The following is a 20,411-nucleotide window of genomic DNA, read 5'->3' on the forward strand; positions in this document are numbered from 1 at the left end:
ATCTACAATCAAAGTTCATTTCTTGCGCCGAAGGGGAGAGGGAAAACCAATGGATCAGTCCATTCAAAGCTGCATTGATCATATCGCCAAAGACATGCGACGTCGCGAGGATCGAGGCCAAGTTGCGGCCTATATCCCCGAACTTGCTCGCGTGGATCCAAACCAGTTTGCCATTTCTGTCACCACCGCGCATGGGGACTGCTTTGATGCAGGTGATGTTCATACCGGGTTTTCCGCGCAAAGCATCACAAAGGTTTTCACCCTTGCAATTGCACTGGGCCGGTCCGGCGATCAACTGTGGCACCGAGTAGGCAAAGAACCCTCTGGCAACGCGTTTAATTCGATTGTGCAGCTGGAAAAAGAAAACGGGCGCCCGCGCAATCCCTTTGTGAATGCAGGGGCCATTGTGACCACAGACGAAGTCCTTGCTGGGCGCGCCCCCAAACAAGCCCTTGCTGAAATTGTGGGTTTTGTCCGCGCCGCAGCAGAAGATTCAGATATTCATATCAATGAAAACGTCGCACAATCAGAACTCGCCCACGGAGATCGCAATTTCGCACTCGCACATTTCCTTGCAGCGCATGACAATCTGCGCAATGCGCCTGAAATGACCCTAGGCACTTATTTTCATCAATGTGCCATTGAACTGACAACGCGGCAACTTGCGCTTGCTGGTAGGTTCCTGATGAATGCCAAGACCGGATCCAAGCTTGTTTCCCCATCTCGCGTTCGGCGCATGAATGCACTGATGCTGACATGTGGCCACTACGACGGATCAGGGGATTTTGCCTATCGCGTTGGCCTGCCAGCCAAAAGCGGCGTCGGTGGTGGCATTTTGGCGATTGTGCCGGGGATCGCATCTATTGCGGTTTGGTCGCCGGGCCTTGATCGAAATGGCAATTCCAAACTGGGCACAGAAGCTCTAGAGCGTCTGGCCCACGAAATGGAATGGTCGGTGTTTTAACGTACCTTCAATGTGGCAAGGCCAATCATCGCAAGGATCAAAGAGATGATCCAAAACCGGATCACGATCTGAGGTTCGGCCCAGCCCTTTTTCTCATAGTGGTGATGGATAGGCGCCATTAAGAACACGCGTTTGCCTGTGCGTTTGAAGTAAAGCACCTGAATAATCACAGACAGGGCTTCGATCACAAAAACCCCACCAATGATGCCCAGAACGAGTTCGTGTTTGGTGGCCACCGCGATGGCGCCCAATGCACCGCCCAAGGCCAACGAACCTGTGTCGCCCATAAAGACCGCAGCCGGAGGCGCATTGTACCAAAGGAAACCAAGACCGCCGCCAATGAGGCCCATAGTAAAGATCAAGATTTCGCCCGTGCCCGGAACATAATGAACATCAAGGTATTCCGTGAAATCCACCCGCCCAACGGCATAGGCGATGATACCTAATGCACCCGCGGCAATCATGGATGGCATGATTGCAAGACCGTCCAGACCATCGGTCAGGTTCACGGCATTTGCCGCCCCTACAATCACAAACATCGCGAATGGAATGAAAAAGAAGCCGAAGTTCAGCAAAAGGTTCTTAAAGACTGGCAAAGCCACATGATATTGCAGCTCTTGCGGATGCAAAGTTGTCGCCCAATAGCTGGCGATTGCTGCAATCAAAAAGCCTAGCAACAACCGCACTCGGCCAGATACGCCTTTGGTGTTTTGCTTGCTGACCTTTGCAAAGTCATCGGCAAAGCCGATCAGCGCGTAGCCGATGGTCACAAAGAGAACCAACCAAACAAACCCATTGTCCAATCGCGCCCAAAGCAGCGTCGAGGTCAGCAAAGCGCCGACAATCAACAGGCCACCCATTGTTGGCGTACCTGCTTTGGCGAAATGCCCTTCAGGGCCATCATCTCGGATCGGTTGGCCTTTGCCCTGTTTGCGGCGCAGCACATTGATCAATGGACGGCCGAAGATAAATCCAAAGAACAACGCTGTCATAAAGGCCCCACCTGCCCGGAAGGTGATATACCGAAACAGGTTAAAGAAATCGCCGCCATCAGACAGCGCGGTCAGCCAATATAACATTTACAAAGTCCCCTCGTTCGCTTTCGGGGCGGGATGGCCCAATTTTTTAATGGCGTCAACCAAACGGCCGATGCCCATATAAAGCGAGCCCTTAGCCATCACCACGTCGCCTGCGTCCAGATCTTTAGCAAGACCATCAATCATGCCCGCGGTGTCTTCTGCCCAACGGCCCCGCTTCTGAGGCGGAAGTGCCTCGTGCAAATGGCGCATCAACGGACCGATGCAGTGCACACGATCAATATGATCAATCGAGGCAAGTGCCGCGATGGATTGGTGGATTTCCACTTCGGTCGCACCGAGCTCTCCCATGTCACCAAGATAGGCGATACGGCGACCTTGGCTGATACGCCCAATGTCATCTTTGACATCCGCCGCAGCCAGCACCTCAAGAGAGGCCGCCATAGAAGCTGGGTTGGCGTTATAGGCATCATCGATCAATTCGATTGTGGGCCGAGGATCAGCTGGATCCAGAGCAATCACTTCACGCTGCCCACGTCCAGCACCCGGCTCCCACTGACCTAGGTCTGCAATGGCTATGGCCTTATCAAGCTGCAGCGCATGTACGGTCGCGAGGACGCTCATGGCATTCATTGCGTAATGCCGGCCTGGAACAGCCACTTTGAACAGCAGTTCCTTGCCTGCCACAGATGCCGAAGCCACGGTCGTTGTATCGTTGATGATGACGGAAGACAGGCACAGATCAGAACCCGCACTTTCGCCAAATCCCAGTTGGATTTCGCTAAACTGAGCCGCCGTATCTTTCAATATATCAGTGACTTGCAGGTCATTATTAAAGATCGCAACACCACCACCTTCTAGACCTGAATAAATCGAAGCTTTCTCGCGTGCGATCCCTTCGAGGTTTTCAAAAGCTGCCATATGCGCAGGCGCAACCGTGGTTACAATCGCCACATGTGGGCGTGCCATGGCGACCAAAGGGGCAATTTCACCGGGATGGTTCATGCCAATTTCAATGACCGCTAGGTCTGTGTCGGCTGGCATGCGCGCCAAAGTCAGCGGCACGCCCCAATGGTTGTTGTAACTTGCAACAGAGGCATGAACTTTGCCCTGCCCACCTAAAACGGTGCGCAGCATTTCTTTGGTTGAGGTTTTGCCGACAGATCCGGTTACCGCAACTACCTTGCCCGACATGCGCGCGCGCGCAGCTTTTCCAAGATCTTCCAACGCAACAAGCACGTCTTTGACAATCAAAAGCGGTGCATCCTCAGCTACACCGTCCGGGCGGTGGGTGACCAAGGCGGCTCCAGCCCCTTTTTCCAAAGCCTGCGCTACGAACTCATGCCCGTCCCGCGCAGCTTTCAGGGCGACAAACAAATCACCCTTTTCAATGGTGCGCGTATCAATGGAAACGCCATTACAGGACCAATTACCAATTGCCGTGCCACCGGAGGCCTTTGCAGCCGCCTCGCTAGTCCAAAGCGTCATGCCAAACCTCCGTCAAGCGCCATCACAGCCACGCTAGCTTGTTCGGCGTCATCAAATGGTAGGATGTCATCGCCAACAATTTGACCTGTTTCATGACCTTTGCCTGCAATCAGCAACGCATCTCCGGGCCCTAGAGCATCGACGCCGCGCAGTATCGCTTCGGCGCGGTCGCCGACCTCGATAGCCCCCGGCGCGCCTTCAAGCACCATCGCGCGGATATCAGCTGGGACTTCAGAACGTGGATTATCATCAGTGATAAAAACAATATCTGCGTTTTCCGCAGCCGCTGCCCCCATCAAGGGGCGCTTGCCAGGGTCGCGATCTCCGCCAGCGCCAACGATGGCAATCAGACGGCCCATGACATGTGGGCGCATGGCCTTCAAGGCTGTGGCAACAGCGTCGGGCGTGTGTGCGTAGTCGACAAAGACCGCCGCGCCATTTTCGCGCGTCGCTGCCAATTGCATACGGCCGCGAACAGTTTTTAGTTCTTGCAACACTTCAAAAACACGCATGGCATCGGCACCACAGGCAATCGCCATGCCTGCCGCCAACAAGACGTTTTCAGCCTGGAAGCCACCAATAAGATTAAGCCGGGTTTGGTAAATATCTTCGCCAAAGGAGAAGCGGATATCCTGCCCAGTTTGATCAAATCTTTGCGCCAAAAGTTCCAGATCAGCCGCATGGCGACCAACGGTAATGACCTTCTGGCCGCGCCCAGTGGCAATGGCTGCCATATCCGCGCCGCGCATATCGTCGATATTCACAACGGCTGTGCCATCATCCGGCAAAACCCGCGCAAAAAGCCCCGCTTTGGCATCAAAGTAATCATCAAAGGTCGCGTGGTAATCCAGATGATCTTGCGTGAAGTTGGTGAACCCAGCAGCTGTCAGCTGCACCCCATCCAATCGACGCTGTTCCAACCCATGCGAGCTGGCTTCCATGGCCGCACATTCGATCCCATCCTCAGCTGCATCGCGCAAAGTGCGGTGCAAGGTGACGGGTTCTGGTGTTGTGTGATTGAGGGGCGCTTCGAAATCACCTTCAACGCCGGTGGTGCCCAGATTGACAGAGGGCAGACCCAATTCCTGCCAAATCATGCGCAAGAAGGTCGATACCGAGGTTTTACCATTGGTGCCGGTCACGGCTGCCACAACGGATGGCTGTTTTCCAAACCAAAGCGCGGCGGTGTAGGCCAGCGCCTGACGTGGGTCTTCGCAGATCACCAAGGCGGCATCAGAGGCCTCAAGTTCGGCAGCCGCAATTCGCGCCCCATCAGCATCGGTCAAAATGGCTGTTGCGCCCATGCGCAAAGCGAATTGAATGAAGGTCGCGCCGTGCACACGCGTGCCTGGGAGAGCTGCAAAAAGAAAGCCGTCTTTGATTTCGCGGCTGTCTACGGCAATGCCGGTGATCGTTGGATTGCGTCCCGCTGCAGCGGTCAGACCTAATTCAGAGAGTGCCTTTGCCTGCGCCGTCATGTACTGCCCTTATTGTTGCTTTTTGGCTTTAAAGCGTTTCGAAACTAACTAGAGACACTGTTGATTTCGAAACGCCCGCAACATCCATTAGTTCCACGCGTTTCGCGTTTAGTTCGTGCCTCAAGTTTAACGCAAAACGCTTTAATGAGATGCCAGCGTTATATCAGTCAGGGCGACAGGTTCAACTTGCGGACGCAGCCCCAAAAGCGGTGCAACGCGTTCGATAATTTCAGCCGCTACAGGTACAGCCGTCCAACCGGCGGTGCGACGTGGTTTGTCGCCAGAAGTTTCCACCGGTTCATCCAGGGTCACGACCAGCACGTATTTCGGATCATTTGCTGGGAAAACAGAGGCGAAGGTATTGATAACCTTATCTTCATAATAACCGCCAGTCGGCTTTGGCTTATCCGCTGTGCCAGTTTTACCCGCCACATGATAGCCTGCAACCTCGCCAAAACTTGCAGTTCCCTCGGTCACCACTTTGCGCAGCATCAGCACGCTTTCGGCGGCAACTCGCTCACTCATGACGCGGACACCTTCTTGTGGGCCATTTCGTTTCAGAATCGTTGGCTTGATCATGCGCCCGCCATTGGCCAGCGCGGCATAGGCTGTGGCTAAATGCATTGGCGTGCTGGAAAGGCCGTGGCCGTAAGAAACGGTGACAGCAGACAGGTCGGTCCATTTCGCAGGTAACAATGGTTTGCCGCCAGAAGCTTCAACCATCTCAACCGGCGTTGGTTCAAACAGGCCCAGAGATTTCAGGAATTCTTGCTGACGCTTCGGACCGATTTCCAAAGCCATGCGACCAGTGCCACGGTTTGAACTTTTAACGATAATGTCTGTGACCGACAGCTTGCCGTAGTTCTTATTCTGGAATTCGCCAATGCGGTGGCCGCCCACTTTCATCGGCCCTTTGGTGTCGATGATGGTATTGGCGTTCACCAAACCCAGCTCCATAGCCTGCGCCGAGGTGAAGATTTTGTAGGTCGACCCCAGCTCATAGACACCCTGTAAAGCCCGGTTGAACAATGGGCTGTCGGCGGCGTCACCTTCGGTCAGTGGACGAGGACGATCATTGGGATCAAAGTCAGGCAGGCTGACAATCGACAAAAGCTCTCCGGTTTGCACATCCATCAAAACAGCGGCTGCGCCTTTAGCGTTGAGCAGCTTCATGCCTCCATAGAGCACGCGCTCTGTGGCGTCTTGCACGGTCAAATCCACTGACAACGTCAGCGCTTTGCCGCCATTGGCTGGATCGCGCAGTGCATCATCAAAGGTCTTTTCAACACCGGCAACGCCGATGACCTCGGCCGCATTTACACCTTCGCGGCCAAACCCGGCACCGCCCAATACATGTGCCGCCAGTTTACCATTCGGATACAGCCGCATCTCACGTGGGCCAAATAGCAGCCCCGGATCGCCAATGTCATGCACCAATTGCTTTTGCTCTGGTGACAACTTTTTACGTACCCAAAGGAATTTACGTTTGCCCGTGAAGTCTTTGATAAGGCGCTGTTTATTCAATTCTGGGAAAATTTCGACAAGCCGTTCTGCAACGCGTCCTTTGTCGATCATTTGCTGAGGCTGAGCATAAAGGCTGAAGGTTTCCAGATTGGTCGCCAGAATGCGCCCTTGTCGGTCTACAATGTCCGCGCGCTGCGCGAGGATACGCGCACCGCTGGCACTGGCACGAGGCTCAGCCGCTTCGGTATTGGCCAGCGTGCCCATACGCACGCCAATCACGGAAAACGCCGCTAAAAAAGCGACGCCCAAAACCAACAACCGCCCTTCTGCACGAATGCGCGAGCGGTCTCGCATTTCCTCGTGCCGTTTACGCAGGTTTTCTTTTTCGATCACGTCCGGGTTTTCACCCTGCGCGCGGGCTTTGATGACTGTGGCAAGCGGACGAAGCGGCGTGCGGATCATCAGAGGCCCTCCTGATTAGAGACCTCAACGATCCCATCAATCACAAGGTTTTCAACTGGCGGATAAGAGACCTGTTCGATCCGACCAAACTGATCTGGGCGCAGAGGCAAAAGCTGTAGGCGCTCGAAGTTCAAATCGGCCAAATCGCGCAAACGATCCGGGCGGTTCAAATAGGCCCATTCTGCTTTCAAGATCGCCAAACGATCACGCGCCTCACCGATCTGGATCTGCAGTTTCTGCGCATCATCTAAGGCCGTTTGCGTGGTGTAATTTTCGCGGTAAGCCCAAAAGGCCAGACCAATGACCGAAACAACAGTCAGTACAAACATTAGGCCGCGCATTAGCGTTTCCCCTTGGTTTTGGTATTTGGATTATTTGCCGAAAGCGTTGGCATACCAATTTTCTTACCGTCCACAGTCCCCGCTGGCGCATCGGTGCGGCGCGCAATGCGCAACTTTGCAGACCGAGACCGTGGGTTTTCTGCGAGTTCTTGTTCATCCGGCCCGACAGCCTTGCGGGTTAGCAGCTCGAAGGCTGGAACCTCTTTTTGCACCTCAGGTGCATAACGCGACCCACCACCGGTTTTCCCAGCACGGGCTTGCAGATACTTCTTAACCATACGGTCTTCGATCGAATGGAAAGTGACCACAGCCAGCAAACCACCGGGTTTCAGTGCGCGCTCTGCGGCCATCATGCCCCGGAAGAGCTCGCCGTATTCATCGTTCACCGCGATACGTAGACCTTGAAAGCTACGGGTGGCCGCATGGCTTTGACCAGGCTTGGTGCGTGGGAGGTTTTTCTCAATCAAGTCAGCCAATTGCAGCGTGGAGTTAAATGGCTCTAGCTCGCGTGCTTTGACGATCGCCTTGGCAATGCGACGGCTCGCGCGCTCCTCACCGTAGTGATAAAGAATATCGGCAATCGCTGCCTCATCTGCATTGTTCACGATATCCGCGGCAGAGGGGCCATCTTGGCTCATTCGCATGTCCAATGGACCGTCACGCATGAAGGAAAACCCGCGCTCTGCGAGATCAAGCTGCATGGAGCTAACACCCAGATCGAGCACCACACCGTCTAGATCCTGCGCATATTCATCCATTTTCGAGAAGACGCCTTCGACCAGCTCGATACGCTCGCCATAGTCAGCGACCCAGTCGTCGGCCATTTCAAAGGCCAATGGATCGCGATCGACGCCAAAGACTTTGTCTGCCCCGGCTTCTAGCAGGCCTTTGGTGTAACCACCTGCCCCAAAGGTTCCATCCAACCAGATTCCAAAAACGGGCGAAACGCCCGACAAAAGCGGGCGCAGCAGAACTGGGATATGAGGGGCATCAGCGCTATTTGAGGCTGCATCACTCATATCTTAGCTCTCCGTTTGTTTGTCATTGGTGTTTTGATCCAAGAAGATCAGAGGATCAAAGTCATCTGGCAGCTCATCCAGCCACTCTTCGGTAGCGGAGAGTTCTTCTTGCTCGTAGGTTTCCGTCTTCCAAATCTGGAAGGTGTCGCCTGCAGCGATAAAGAAGGCTTCTTTATCTAGGTCAATTTTCTGACGTAACTTCGCAGGCAAAACCAAGCGACCTGTCTCATCAACCGATGTCGGGAAAGACTGACCATGGAAAAGGCGCTGCAGCATCTTACGTTCCATTGAACCACGCGGAAGCGCGTCGATCTTAGCGTCGACCTCTTCGATGGCTTCAATAGTATAGCATTCAAGGTAATTGCGGCGATGGTCGCCATAAACAATGACAAGCTCTGGCGTTTCGCCGGATTTCCAGTTGGGATCAGAAGCCTCAAGTACACGGCGAAACGAGGCCGGGATAGACACCCTGCCTTTCGTATCCACCTTGTGGTGGCTTTCACCTCTGAACCTGCGTGCCACTGTCTGACCCGCCCTTCTGTTGTTTCGCTCATTGCGACCCGCTGGAAACGAAACAGCGAATTGAACTGCTGCCACTGTTCAATTCGCTGCCCTCGTCCCGCTGTGCGGGTTATGTCCAGCTGCACGCGCCACCTGGGGGGATGTCTGCTCGCTCGCGCGCCGGATCTCTTCGTTCGATGAAAGCGGGGCCTGTATGAAACCTGACTTGGGATTTTTATTATTTGGGGTCTTTAGCGCCCCTTAACTCCCGTCCTCATCTTGAATACAGGGATGCCATGGGAATTTATGGAAATCAACAGATTTTTTGGGAAATCGTGGGAAAATCTGGACTTTTACGCACAACACACACACTTCTCATCCACAATAACACCAAAAAATACTCTATTTTTACCCACATATAGTGCCCGAAGACGAGAAATCACCTATATAATGCGCAATTCTTTCCTCAACGGAAACGTCCCTCAAATTCCCAGAAATTTTGATAAAGTTTGATAAAAACGTATAAGCCGCGCCGATAAACAACATAAAACGCAATAATTCAACACGAAAACTGAAACCAATTAGGGCAGCCATAAGAATTTTGAGCGAATTCCCATTTTCGGACCATGAATTCCCATGCGCGGAAACCACTCAAGCTTCAGCCCCATGTACCCCCATACTTGGGAATGGCATTTTGGCGGATTCAAAACGGGTTCCCGTGACAACCCAAATGAGAGATCGAATTGCAAATGATCAGAAATCCTATATTCTTAGAGCATAATAAAAACAGAGAGCAGTATTCGGTACTGATAGGATGACAGTGCAGCTTCCGATCAAATTGCCAAAAGCCAAGAAACGTGAGCTGCGCAGTCAGTTCGCTGCACTTGTGTATCGCGTTAAAGATGACAAGCTGCAGATCTTGTTGATCACCAGTCGCGGGACGGGCCGTTGGATCATTCCGAAAGGTTGGCCCATGCTGGGCCTGCGTCCAGCCGAAGCCGCCGCACAAGAAGCTTGGGAAGAAGCCGGCGTCAAAGGCGAGGTGACGGATCAATGTATTGGGCTCTATTCTTATTATAAGACGGACACCAAAGACGGCACCCTGCCCTGTCTTGTGAACATCTATCCGGTTAATGCTCGCAAGCTGTCCAAAATCTACCCAGAGGCTGGGCAACGCCGCCGCAAATGGTTTTCTCCTAAAAAGGCCGCAAAGCTGGTGCGTGAACCTGAATTGGCCAAGTTGATCAAATCCTTTGACCCGGAAAAGCTATTCTGATCACACGAAATTCGCACCCGTGTTAAAATGAAGACCGCCCTGCTGCTTGATCCCATGCCAAGTCGAGAATATGTAGGTCTTGTGAACACGGATACGCCCTCATGATCCAATACTCTTTGAAATGCTCGGAAGGGCATCAATTTGACAGCTGGTTCCAGAACGCCGGAGCCTATGACAAATTGCGTCAAGTCGGCATGGTGACATGCGCTGTTTGTGGATCAGCGAAGGTCGAGAAAGCTATTATGGCTCCGCGTGTACGCCCGTCACGCTCTGCAGCCACGCCGCAAATCGAAGAGGCTGTACAGCCTGCACAACCGACCGTCTCAGAAACACCCCTATCGACACCGGCGAGCCCGGCAGAGCAGGCTTTGGCTGAACTGAAAAAGCAAGTCGAAGAGAACTCGGATTATGTTGGCAAGAAGTTTGCCGAAGAAGCCCGCGCCATCCAAACCGGGGATGCGCCTGATCGCGCCATATACGGGGAAGCCAACGCTGAAGAGGCCAAGAGCCTGATTGAGGATGGCGTACCGGTTCTGCCGCTTCCGTTTCGACCAGGACGTAAGTCAAACTGAGCGATTCTGATCCGTCGCCGACGTTTTGACGCCACTGCGAGTTAAAATCCGTGAAGTTGGAACTTTGCCATTCGCTTTCATAAATAGCGGAAGCGGATACAAATAATTGCCGCGCAAACCGCATATCTCGTCGTTTCTCTGGACCCAAATCCTTGTCAGTTGTGTGACGAAGTCGTAAACCGCGCTGACATTTGGAAGACAGGGGCTGGACCAACAACATGCCTACACTTGTAATGAAATTCGGCGGCACGTCTGTCGCCAATCTGGATCGCATCCGCCGCGCCGCAAAACGCGTCGGCGTTGAAGTGGCAAAAGGCTATGACGTCATCGTCATCGTTTCTGCCATGTCCGGGAAAACCAACGAGCTGGTGGGCTGGGTCAATGAGACCTCGCCGCTGTATGATGCGCGTGAATACGACGCAATTGTCAGCTCTGGTGAGAACGTGACGGCAGGCTTGATGGCCCTGACCCTGCAGGAAATGGACGTCCCTGCGCGCAGCTGGCAAGGCTGGCAAGTGCCGCTGATGACCAATTCTGCCCATAGCCAGGCCCGGATCGAAGAGATTCCAACCGACAATATCAACGCCAAATTTGGCGAAGGCATGAAGGTGGCTGTTGTGGCTGGCTTCCAAGGCATCAGCCCTGAAGGCCGCATTACAACGCTGGGTCGCGGCGGGTCTGACACCACAGCCGTGGCCTTTGCTGCAGCCTTTGATGCAGAACGTTGTGACATCTACACCGACGTTGACGGCGTTTACACAACCGACCCACGTATCTGCCAGAAGGCACGCAAACTGGATCGGATCGCCTTTGAGGAGATGCTGGAGCTCGCCTCTTTGGGTGCGAAAGTTCTGCAAACCCGTTCCGTTGAATTGGCCATGCGCTACAAAGTGAAACTGCGCGTGCTAAGCTCTTTTGAAGAACAATCTGACGAGGCCGGTACGCTCGTCTGCGATGAGGATGAAATCATGGAATCCAATGTTGTGGCCGGTGTGGCCTTTTCCCGCGACGAAGTTCAAATGACTCTGCGCTCTGTGGCTGACCGCCCGGGCATCGCGGCGATCATCTTTGGCACCCTGTCTGATGCGGGCGTGAATGTGGACATGATTGTTCAGGACATTTCTGAAGATGGCCGCACCAACATGACCTTCAGCCTGCCATCAGAACAGGTCAGCCGTGCCGAAAAAGCCATGGACGCCATCAAAGGCGAAGAGATCAACTACGAGAATGTTGTGACGGATCTTGATGTTGCGAAAATATCCGTTGTTGGCATCGGCATGCGCTCACAATCTGGCGTTGCCGCCAAGATGTTTAAAGTTCTGTCCGACGAAGGCATCAATATTAAGGTGATCACAACATCTGAAATCAAAATTTCGGTACTGGTGGATCGCAAATACTTGGAGCTCGCTGTTCAAGCCTTGCATGACGCCTTTGAATTGGAAAAAGCAGCGTAAGCCAACGCAAATTCGATTTTAGAAAAGGGCTGTCTTCGGGCAGCCCTTTTTCTTTTGTTAACCAATTCCATGCATGGCTTTTCTCAGACCTGTTGGCGACTGACAGGACACATTGGGGACATAGGGCATGGCAACAACAAATCGCGCATATTGGCTAGACAGTTTGCGATTGATCGCGGCCCTTGCGGTGGTTCTTCAACATTACATCGAACGCAGCTTTCGCGCAGAAGCGCAGTGGTTCTTGCAACTGGGACCGGGCGTGTTTGGTGTTGTGCTCTTCTTTATGATCAGCGGTTACGTCATCCCATTTAGTGTCAAATCAGGCTTTGATTTCAAAGAATTTGTCCTGCGCCGCATATTTCGGATTTGGCCCATGTATCTCTGCGTTCTGGCAGGTATCATGGTGTTGGGGTGGGCCAATGTGGCCCCCTTTGATGCAATTCAGCACCTTGGTTGGATTGATATAGTTTTTAATCTTTTGCTGATCTTTGAATATTCCAACGCGCCAGCCGTGCTTGGCGTGGCGTGGTCACTGTCGCTTGAGCTTATCTGGTATGGTTTTTTCTGCCTCTATGTCATGCGATTTCGAAACCGCCATGCCGCACAGATTGCTTGCGTCGTTTCAGGGCTTTTGGTGACCGCTGCCGGGGTCGCGATTCTGCTCGACACGCGGCTGCCTTTTGGGCGGCTGGGGATGTTGAACGCAGCCATGTTGGGTTATGCCGTTTTCAGCTATCACCAGAGGCATTTGTCAGGCCGGGCATTGGCTTGTGCATTGCTCGCCTTCTTGCTGGCAACCTGGGCTACGCAATGGGTGGGGTTTGGATACTTCACACATGAAAACATTAGCTTACACAGCGGAGTTATATCATGGACAATTGCCTCAATCGTCTTTGCAGGGATTTGCCTTAGCCCAAGAATCCACTTGCACAACCTCTGGCAAGAACCCTGGCTCATTCAGCTGTGTGCAGCCAGCTATTCGATTTATTTACTACACGAACCGGTCAGTCTTTTGCTGGTGCGTTGGTTGAATGGAGGAAGTTTGATCATAGCAGCGCTGGCCTGCACATGCGGCCTCGCCCTCTTGTGCTATCGATTAATCGAAATCCCCGCGATCGCGCTTGGGCGTCAATTGAATTTCCACAAAGGAAGTCAAAACTCGAGGGTTCAACCTATTGACTGACCAAAAACTACGCTTCAAGCGTCCGTTAACGATTGTTCTACCAAGTAAGTATTTTCAAGCGCGACAAACCTCGCCTATAACTGATTTCCGGAACATCGGGAAAAACGTCATGCCCAGAAAGTTTGAAAGCGAAAGCCGTAAGCTCTTGTTGCGCTTGCGCGAGGCTATGGCCGAGGACAGTGCGGGTCAGGCCCGGCTGGATGAGATCACACGTCTGATCGCCTCCTCGATGGGTACGGAAGTGTGCTCTATCTATCTATTTCGTGACGAAGATACGTTGGAGCTCTGCGCGACCGAGGGGTTGAATCCTGAGTCCGTGCACCAGACACGTTTGCGCATCGGGGAAGGTCTGGTTGGCCGCGTTGCTAAAAAAGGACGTGTCGTGAATTCCGCTGACGCGCCCTCCGAACGTGGTTTCCGCTTTATGCCAGAAACCGGCGAAGAGATTTACAGTTCCTTCTGTGGCGTGCCGATCCAACGTCTGGGCGAAAACCTTGGTGTCTTGGTTGTGCAATCCAAAGAAGCGCGCGACTACTCTTCTGACGAGGTTTATGCGCTGGAAGTTGTGGCCATGGTTCTGGCAGAAATGACCGAACTTGGGGCATTTGTCGGCGAAGGCGCTGCTCTGTCACCGCTGCACCAGCAATCTGTGCTGATCAAAGGTGGCACAGCACAGGAAGGCGCGGCCGAAGGTCAGGTTTGGCTGCATGAACCGCGGGTGGTTATTTCAAATCCCATCGCGGATGATCCTGATGTCGAGCTGAAACGTCTGGAAACCGCCATCGACGAATTGCGCGTCGGTGTCGACCGGATGCTTGATGGCGCGGCTGGTGGCGACAAAGAACAATTACAGGTGCTTGAAGCCTACCGCATGTTTGCCAACTCGAAAGGTTGGATGCGTCGGATGGAACAAGACATCGGCCAAGGCCTGTCGGCTGAGGCTGCTGTTGAAAAGGAACAATCCATTGCGCGCGCGCGCATGTCACAAGCAACCGATGCTTACCTACGGGATCGCCTGCATGACTTGGATGATCTGTCCAATCGCCTGCTGCGCATCTTAACTGGACAGGGCAAAGACACCGGGGCCGAGCTGCCCGCAAACCCCATTTTGGTGGCGCGTAATATCGGCCCAGCGGAACTGCTGGAATATGACCGCAAACTTAAGGGTGTCGTGCTCGAAGAAGGCTCTGTTGGTTCCCACGCAGCCATTGTTGCACGTGCGCTGGCCATCCCACTGATCGTACATGCCGACCGGATCACCAATGAAGCGCTGAACGGTGACGCCATCATGGTGGATGGCGACGAAGGTCTTGTGCATCTGCGCCCCGACGACACAGTTGCAACGGCATTCCGCGATAAAATGGCCATGCGCCACAACGCGCAGAAACGTTATGAATCAATTCGTGATTTGCCAGCAGAAACACTCGACGGCAAAACCGTGCAATTGCACATGAACGCGGGCCTCATGGCTGACCTGCCTTCCTTGGCTGGGTCCGGCGCCGAAGGCGTTGGGCTTTTCCGTACGGAATTGCAGTTTTTGATCCGCAATCAGATGCCAAGGCGCGAAGAGCTTGCCGGGCTATACGCACGAGTTATGGACTCTGCGAAAGATAAACGCGTTGTCTTCCGCACGCTTGATATCGGGTCAGACAAAGTGCTGCCTTATATGGCGCCTCAGGATGAACCCAACCCAGCGCTTGGCTGGCGCGCCATTCGCGTGGGTCTGGATAAACCGGGTGTTCTTCGTATGCAGCTGCAAGCGCTTCTGCGCGCGGCGGCCGGTCGACCTTTGACGGTCATGTTCCCTTTCATTGCCCAGTTCGAGGAATTTCGGGCAGCCAAGGCAGAAATGGACAAGGCGGTCGAGCGTGAGAAAATTCTCGGCCATCCGGTGCCAGAAGAACTGAAGGTTGGCGCGATGCTGGAAACACCGTCGCTGGGCTTTGCACCACAAAAGTTCTTTGAAGAAGTCGATTTCATCTCAATCGGCGGCAACGATCTGAAACAATTCTTCTTTGCAGCTGACCGGGAAAACGAAAGAGTGCGTCGCCGCTATGACACGCTGAATGTCAGTTTCCTGACCTTCATCGAAGGCATCGTGAACCGATGCCGCAGCACCGAAGAGCAAACGCCATTGAGTTTCTGTGGGGAAGATGCTGGCCGCCCGTTGGAAGCGGTCTGTCTGGCGGCCATGGGGCTGCGCATTCTATCGATGCGCCCTGCCTCGATTGGCCCCGTGAAAAGCATTCTGCGCCGTGCCAACCTTGATGAGGTGCGTCAGATTATTGTTGAAGCCCGCGAACGTGGCGACCAATCGGTGCGCGATGCGGTTAGGGAACACCTTAAGACGTCTAACGACAGGGCTTAGGAAGGTGCGTCTTTTGTCAAGACGGCCACACTGCGAAATCGCTCCAGCAACTCCGGGTGGTCGACATCCGCATCAATGGACAGCTTGCGCAGGCCAAAATGCACATGCGCCATTTCGCGATAATAATTGATGAACGCATAGTTGGTGGCTGCCCCTGCTGCAGCCCCGAGCACCGGCACTGCCTGTGCGGCCAGCTTTTGACCAAAAACCGCAGCAAGTCGCGGCGCAACCCAGGTCATTAGCTTTTGCATCCCCCCACTCGACAGCGCCATGCGCGCGCCTAGAAAACCCAGATCCGCATTGTCGTCATGCGCCAATGGCCCTGCGGCGGCAAAAACCTGAATGCAGTCAAATTGGATGTTCTCTGAGGCAGGGTCAAAATCATGGTCTTCGGCGACGTCTTGAATGGTACGCAGCAAGACCGTTGTCGTAAGCGGCAATTCCGCCAACGCTGTACCAACGCCCCCGATGCCTCCCGCGGCGCCCATCGAGGTGGCCACGGCTGTCTGCAACCAAGTTGGTTGACCTGGACGAATGACACGACGCGATCCGTTCGCGGCTTTCATGGCCTGTTTCAACGCTGTTTCTGTGGCGCCTTCAAGGCGGTCGCGCACGGGTTTGGGCAAGCCTTCGACCAATCCGTCAGCCTGCGCACCCAAAAGGTTCAATAGATCGATCCCGACACCACCAGCGCTGCGATACCGCAACGCCAGACTGTCCAGTTCTTCTTCGACGTTCACAATGACAAATGGTTGGTCGCGCATGATCTCTCCCTCTGAAGGTAACGTGGGGAGAACTTGCGCCGTTTCAAGCCTCGCCGATGCGATTGACCTGCCCAGTGACGCCGTCCCAGGCGCCTTCAGACAGCGCAATGCCCAATACACGATCGGGGTTAGTGGGCGGCGGCATGATCACGCCTTTCAAGGGATCAAACCCATGGCGACGATAGTATGGTGCATCACCGACAAGGATGACACGATCCCAGCCTATCTCTTTGGCTTTGCTCAGGCTTTCGCGGATCAAAAAACCGCCCAGACCTTCACCTTGGCGAGTTGGGTGCACGGCCACAGGACCAAGCAACAAGGCCACGCTTGATCCAATTTGCACCGGCCAGAACCGGATAGCGCCAGCCAAAATGCCTGCGCTATCGCGTACGGTTAAAGATAATTCAGCCACGGGTTTTACATCATCGCGTAGACGATAAGACGACAAAGCCTCGCGCCCTGGCGCAAAGCAAAGGTCGTAGAGAGCCTCGACCTCCCACCAATCGTCACTGTCTTCCTGCGCTAGGTGAAACACCTGCCCTGCCCTTTCGATTTGTCCCCGAAACTCGGTAAATTTGCCACTATCATGTGGTTTACACATGAGCAAACATGAGCGGCAATTTATTGGGATTCGCTGATGTTTTACCAACCCGAAAATGGCCACGGCCTACCGCACAATCCGTTCAAGGCCATCGTGGCCCCGCGTCCCATTGCCTGGGTGTCCACGCAAGATCAGGCCGGCGTGGCAAACCTTGCGCCCTATTCCTTTTTCAACGCCATCGCGGATGCGCCGCCACAGGTGATGTTTGCCTCGACAGGTAGAAAACCCGATCAGCCCGAAAGCAAAGACAGCCTAAGCAACATTCGCGAGACCGGCGTTTTCTGCATCAATATCGTTTCAAAAGGTTTGCAGGACGCCATGAATGCGTCGTCTGCCCCGGCAGGCAAAGACGTGGACGAATTTGAACTGGCAGGCCTCACCAAAGCAAACTGTGACACCATCACCTGCCCCCGTGTTGATGAAGCGCCTGCGGCCTTAGAGTGTCGCCTGAACCAGATTATCCGCCTTGATGGAGATGATAATTATCTGGTGTTGGGTCATGTGACGGGCGTTCATATCAAAGACGAGGTCTTAAATGACGGCGTGCTGGATGTGACGCGCTACCAACCGCTCGCGCGGCTAGGCTATCGGGACTATAGCGCTGTCGAGTCGGTATTTTCCCTGACCCGCCCAAAAGCATGATCCGTTAGAAGAACATATTCGCCAAAACGATCCAGACTGGCAGGGTGATGGCACTCAGCAGCGTGGACTGTGCCACCATGGTCGCAGAAAGGCGTTGATCCGCGCCTAGAGCCCCAGCCAAGACATGTGACGCCGCAGCTGTTGGTAGCGCGGCATACATGATCAAGGTCTGTGTCAGCCCCCCATTTTGCGCAAAGGCAAGTGCCAGCCCAACCACACAGGCAGGCATCACCAAGAGTTTGGTCGCATTGATGAACAGGCTAAAGCTATCCATCTTAGACAATGCACCCCAGTTCATTGTGGCCCCAACCGAAATCAAAGCGATGGTAATGGCCGGCTGCGACAGCATCTCGAGGGGACGTGTTACCAAGAAAGGTAGACTTAGGCCAAACAACGCGAACGACACACCAAACAGGCTCGACACGAAAAACGGGTTCAGCAGAACCTTTTTTGCCATCTCGAACCAATCCTGCTGCTCACCAAGAGACAAAACAGACACGGCGCAGGCGTTGCTGACCGGCACGGCCATACCAACCACAACGGCGTAAATCGCCATATTGCCCTTGTCCAAGGCAGACACTGCGATGAATCCAATGCCTGCATTAAACCTCCATGTGGTCTGCCAGCATCCCGCAAAATCCAAATACTTTTCTGGTCCAAAACGGCGTGCACCGTAGCCAACCAAAAGCGTGACAGCGATGGTCGCCCAGACCAGCGGAGCGATGGCGGACACATCATCAAGCGTCAGCTTACGCTGAGAGGCGGCGAGAAACAGCAATGCTGGGAAGAAATAGGTGAAGTTCAACCGGTCCAGACCGCGCCAGGCGTTCTCTGGCAATTGGTGGCGCACCAAGCCGCCAACGCCTACCAACATCATCAATGGCAAGAGGCCTGTCATCACTGTAAGCAAAGTCAATTTTCTGCACCGCAGCATTGTAAAGTCGGCGCTCTAATGCATCAGCTTAATCCCCTCTGCAAGAACAAAAAAACCGAGGTCAGGCGACCTCGGTTTTTCCAATATCTTTTGTCGATTTCGACGTATTTAGTGATTGCCCAGAATGCCTGTGCGAACACTGTAGTCCACCGCGATCCCGTATTCAGGATCGTCCTGACTGTCGACCATCAGGTGACCGGCTTTGGTCAGCAATTGGTGACAATCGCGACTGAGGTGGCGCAGGGTCAGTTTCTTGCCTGCGGCCTCGTATTTGCCTGCGACGGCTTCGATTACTTGCAGGGCAGATTGGTCCACGACGCGGCTGTATTTGAAGTCGACAATGACGCTCTCTGGATCGTTCTCGATGTCAAAGAGTTCGACAAACCCGTCTGTAGAACCAAAGAACAGCGGCCCTTGGATTTCATAAACCTTAGCGCCTTTGTCGGTCACGGACTCGCGTTCAATCGCGTGGATACGACGGGCGTTGTTCCATGCATAGGCCAGCGCAGATACGATCACACCGACAACCACCGCAATCGCGAGGTCGGTCGCCACAGTCACAACAGTCACCAGAACAATCACAAACGCATCGGTGAACGGCACTTTGGTCATGATCTTGATTGAGTTCCACGCAAAGGTGCCGATCACAACCATGAACATCACACCCACCAAAGCGGCCAGCGGAATGCGCTCGATCAGCGGACTTGCAGCCACGATGAATAGCAACAGGAACAATGCTGCGACAATGCCAGCTATCCGTGTGCGGCCGCCAGATTTCACGTTGATCATGGACTGACCAATCATCGCACAGCCACCCATACCGCCAAAGAAACCGGTCAGAATATTCGCACCACCTTGGGCAATACATTCTTGTGACGCACCGCCGCGTTTGCCTGTGATTTCACCAACAAGGTTCAACGTCAGCAGGCTCTCGATCAGGCCAATCGCAGCAAGGATCACCGCGTAAGGCAGGATGATCTGAAGTGTTTCAAGGTTGAACGGAGCAAGCGGCGTGCCGTAAAGACCAGCACCTTCGCCAAACGGATTATGGAAGCTTGGGAAGTTACCCTTGATCGAGGCCATATCGCCAACCGTCGGCACGTCGATACCAAAACCAATCACGATCAAAGCAACGACGCCAATACCGGCCAAAGGCGCTGGGATCACGTTCGTGATCTTCGGCAGACCCCAAATAATCAACATCGTCAGACCAACCAGGCCCAACATGCTGATCATCTTAGAGCTTTCCAGCCACATGGATGTATCATCTGGGTCTTTGAACTGTGTGAGCTGCGCAAGGAAGATAACAATCGCAAGGCCATTCACAAAGCCCAACATCACCGGATGCGGCACCAGACGGATGAATTTCCCCCACTGCATTACCCCTGCGACAACCTGCAAGATGCCCATCAGGACAACGGTCGCAAAGAGGTACTCAACCCCGTGTTCTGCGACCAAAGCAACCATCACAACCGCCAACGCGCCTGTCGCACCCGAAATCATACCCGGACGACCACCAAAAACCGCGGTCACCAGACCAATCAGAAAGGCAGCATACAGGCCGACCAACGGGTGAACCCCAGCCACAAAGGCAAAGGCAACGGCCTCTGGCACCAAAGCTAGAGCCACAGTCAAGCCTGAGAGCAATTCAGTGCGGATACGAGGAACAGACCAGCCTTCATCCTGCATGATCGACAGGTTCGGCGGAGAGATATTCTTGGCGAAATTCGCCAATGCTGCGCGTTTCATCGGATAATCCAATCGGGAGGAAGCTTCGTTGCCCGCCACGTATCGGAAAACCCCTTAGTTCACAAGCCTCACGCCCTTTTCGCGTGAACGTGATTTGCTCTGTTGCGCTGCTGC

18 protein-coding genes are annotated in these 20,411 nt (G+C 53.9%); 7 read left to right on the forward strand and 11 right to left on the reverse strand.

The features are described 5' to 3' along the window. Nucleotides 1-49: 49 nt before the first annotated feature. Entirely contained in the window at nt 50-964 is a 915-nt protein-coding gene (locus tag JXQ85_RS13385; protein WP_421749441.1) for a glutaminase, read from the forward strand. Here the strand turns inward: JXQ85_RS13385 and mraY are convergent. The 7 genes from mraY to mraZ all read right to left on the reverse strand — a co-directional run bounded on the left by mraY (nt 961) and on the right by mraZ (nt 8,775). After that, a complete protein-coding gene (gene mraY / locus JXQ85_RS13390; protein WP_421749442.1) occupies nt 961-2,043 on the reverse strand; it encodes a phospho-N-acetylmuramoyl-pentapeptide-transferase in 1,083 nt (360 codons plus the stop codon). The genes JXQ85_RS13385 and mraY overlap by 4 nt on opposite strands. Beyond that, the gene (locus tag JXQ85_RS13395; protein WP_421749443.1) at nt 2,044-3,489 is read right to left on the reverse strand and encodes a UDP-N-acetylmuramoyl-tripeptide--D-alanyl-D-alanine ligase; all 1,446 of its coding nucleotides are present in this window, start codon (nt 3,487-3,489) and stop codon (nt 2,044-2,046) included. Then, a complete protein-coding gene (locus tag JXQ85_RS13400) occupies nt 3,486-4,967 on the reverse strand; it encodes a UDP-N-acetylmuramoyl-L-alanyl-D-glutamate--2,6-diaminopimelate ligase (RefSeq protein WP_421749444.1) in 1,482 nt (493 codons plus the stop codon). The genes JXQ85_RS13395 and JXQ85_RS13400 overlap by 4 nt, the downstream gene beginning before the upstream one ends. A gap of 141 nt (nt 4,968-5,108) precedes the next feature. Then, nucleotides 5,109-6,893, reverse strand: a complete 1,785-nt coding sequence (locus JXQ85_RS13405; RefSeq protein ID WP_421749445.1) for a peptidoglycan D,D-transpeptidase FtsI family protein — start codon at nt 6,891-6,893, stop codon at nt 5,109-5,111. Further along, nucleotides 6,893-7,234, reverse strand: coding sequence for a cell division protein FtsL (gene ftsL / locus JXQ85_RS13410; RefSeq protein ID WP_421749446.1), 342 nt, complete (start codon nt 7,232-7,234; stop codon nt 6,893-6,895). Before ftsL ends, JXQ85_RS13405 begins: the two co-directional genes overlap by 1 nt. Then, entirely contained in the window at nt 7,234-8,253 is a 1,020-nt protein-coding gene (rsmH, locus tag JXQ85_RS13415) for a 16S rRNA (cytosine(1402)-N(4))-methyltransferase RsmH (RefSeq protein WP_421749447.1), read from the reverse strand. The genes ftsL and rsmH overlap by 1 nt, the downstream gene beginning before the upstream one ends. A gap of 3 nt (nt 8,254-8,256) precedes the next feature. Beyond that, nucleotides 8,257-8,775: a division/cell wall cluster transcriptional repressor MraZ gene (mraZ, locus tag JXQ85_RS13420; protein WP_421749448.1), complete on the reverse strand. Its 519-nt coding sequence runs from the start codon at nt 8,773-8,775 to the stop codon at nt 8,257-8,259. A gap of 793 nt (nt 8,776-9,568) precedes the next feature. On the opposite strand from mraZ, the gene JXQ85_RS13425 reads away from it, so the two are divergent. The 5 genes from JXQ85_RS13425 to ptsP all read left to right on the forward strand — a co-directional run bounded on the left by JXQ85_RS13425 (nt 9,569) and on the right by ptsP (nt 15,607). Further along, nucleotides 9,569-10,030 (forward strand): NUDIX hydrolase, encoded by a 462-nt coding sequence (locus tag JXQ85_RS13425; RefSeq protein ID WP_421749449.1) that lies wholly within the window; start codon nt 9,569-9,571, stop codon nt 10,028-10,030. A 101-nt stretch (nt 10,031-10,131) separates the two neighbouring features. Next, on the forward strand, nt 10,132-10,602 hold the full coding sequence (locus tag JXQ85_RS13430) for a DUF1178 family protein (protein ID WP_421749450.1): 471 nt from the start codon (nt 10,132-10,134) through the stop codon (nt 10,600-10,602). A 218-nt stretch (nt 10,603-10,820) separates the two neighbouring features. Next, nucleotides 10,821-12,056: an aspartate kinase gene (locus tag JXQ85_RS13435; protein ID WP_421749451.1), complete on the forward strand. Its 1,236-nt coding sequence runs from the start codon at nt 10,821-10,823 to the stop codon at nt 12,054-12,056. Nucleotides 12,057-12,183: 127 nt separating this feature from the next. Next, a complete protein-coding gene (locus JXQ85_RS13440) occupies nt 12,184-13,239 on the forward strand; it encodes an acyltransferase family protein (RefSeq protein WP_421749452.1) in 1,056 nt (351 codons plus the stop codon). Nucleotides 13,240-13,348: 109 nt separating this feature from the next. After that, nucleotides 13,349-15,607 carry a phosphoenolpyruvate--protein phosphotransferase gene (ptsP, locus tag JXQ85_RS13445; RefSeq protein WP_421749453.1) on the forward strand — a complete coding sequence of 753 codons (2,259 nt, stop codon included), beginning with the start codon at nt 13,349-13,351 and terminating at the stop codon, nt 15,605-15,607. Here ptsP and JXQ85_RS13450 read toward each other — a convergent pair. Both JXQ85_RS13450 and JXQ85_RS13455 read right to left on the reverse strand, forming a co-directional pair. After that, the gene (locus JXQ85_RS13450) at nt 15,604-16,371 is read right to left on the reverse strand and encodes an EcsC family protein (protein ID WP_421749454.1); all 768 of its coding nucleotides are present in this window, start codon (nt 16,369-16,371) and stop codon (nt 15,604-15,606) included. The genes ptsP and JXQ85_RS13450 overlap by 4 nt on opposite strands. Before the next feature lie 43 nt (nt 16,372-16,414). Further along, nucleotides 16,415-16,906 (reverse strand): GNAT family N-acetyltransferase, encoded by a 492-nt coding sequence (locus JXQ85_RS13455; RefSeq protein ID WP_421749455.1) that lies wholly within the window; start codon nt 16,904-16,906, stop codon nt 16,415-16,417. Between the two features lie 102 nt (nt 16,907-17,008). Between JXQ85_RS13455 and JXQ85_RS13460 the strand changes: the two genes are divergently transcribed. Beyond that, nucleotides 17,009-17,614 (forward strand): flavin reductase family protein, encoded by a 606-nt coding sequence (locus JXQ85_RS13460; RefSeq protein WP_421749457.1) that lies wholly within the window; start codon nt 17,009-17,011, stop codon nt 17,612-17,614. A 4-nt stretch (nt 17,615-17,618) separates the two neighbouring features. Here the strand turns inward: JXQ85_RS13460 and JXQ85_RS13465 are convergent, their stop codons facing one another. After that, nucleotides 17,619-18,515 carry an AEC family transporter gene (locus JXQ85_RS13465; RefSeq protein WP_421749834.1) on the reverse strand — a complete coding sequence of 299 codons (897 nt, stop codon included), beginning with the start codon at nt 18,513-18,515 and terminating at the stop codon, nt 17,619-17,621. A gap of 141 nt (nt 18,516-18,656) precedes the next feature. After that, entirely contained in the window at nt 18,657-20,297 is a 1,641-nt protein-coding gene (locus JXQ85_RS13470) for a SulP family inorganic anion transporter (protein ID WP_421749458.1), read from the reverse strand. Between the last annotated feature and the right edge of the window lie 114 nt (nt 20,298-20,411).

The organism is Cognatishimia sp. (assembly GCF_049116455.1).
Classification (GTDB): domain Bacteria; phylum Pseudomonadota; class Alphaproteobacteria; order Rhodobacterales; family Rhodobacteraceae; genus Cognatishimia.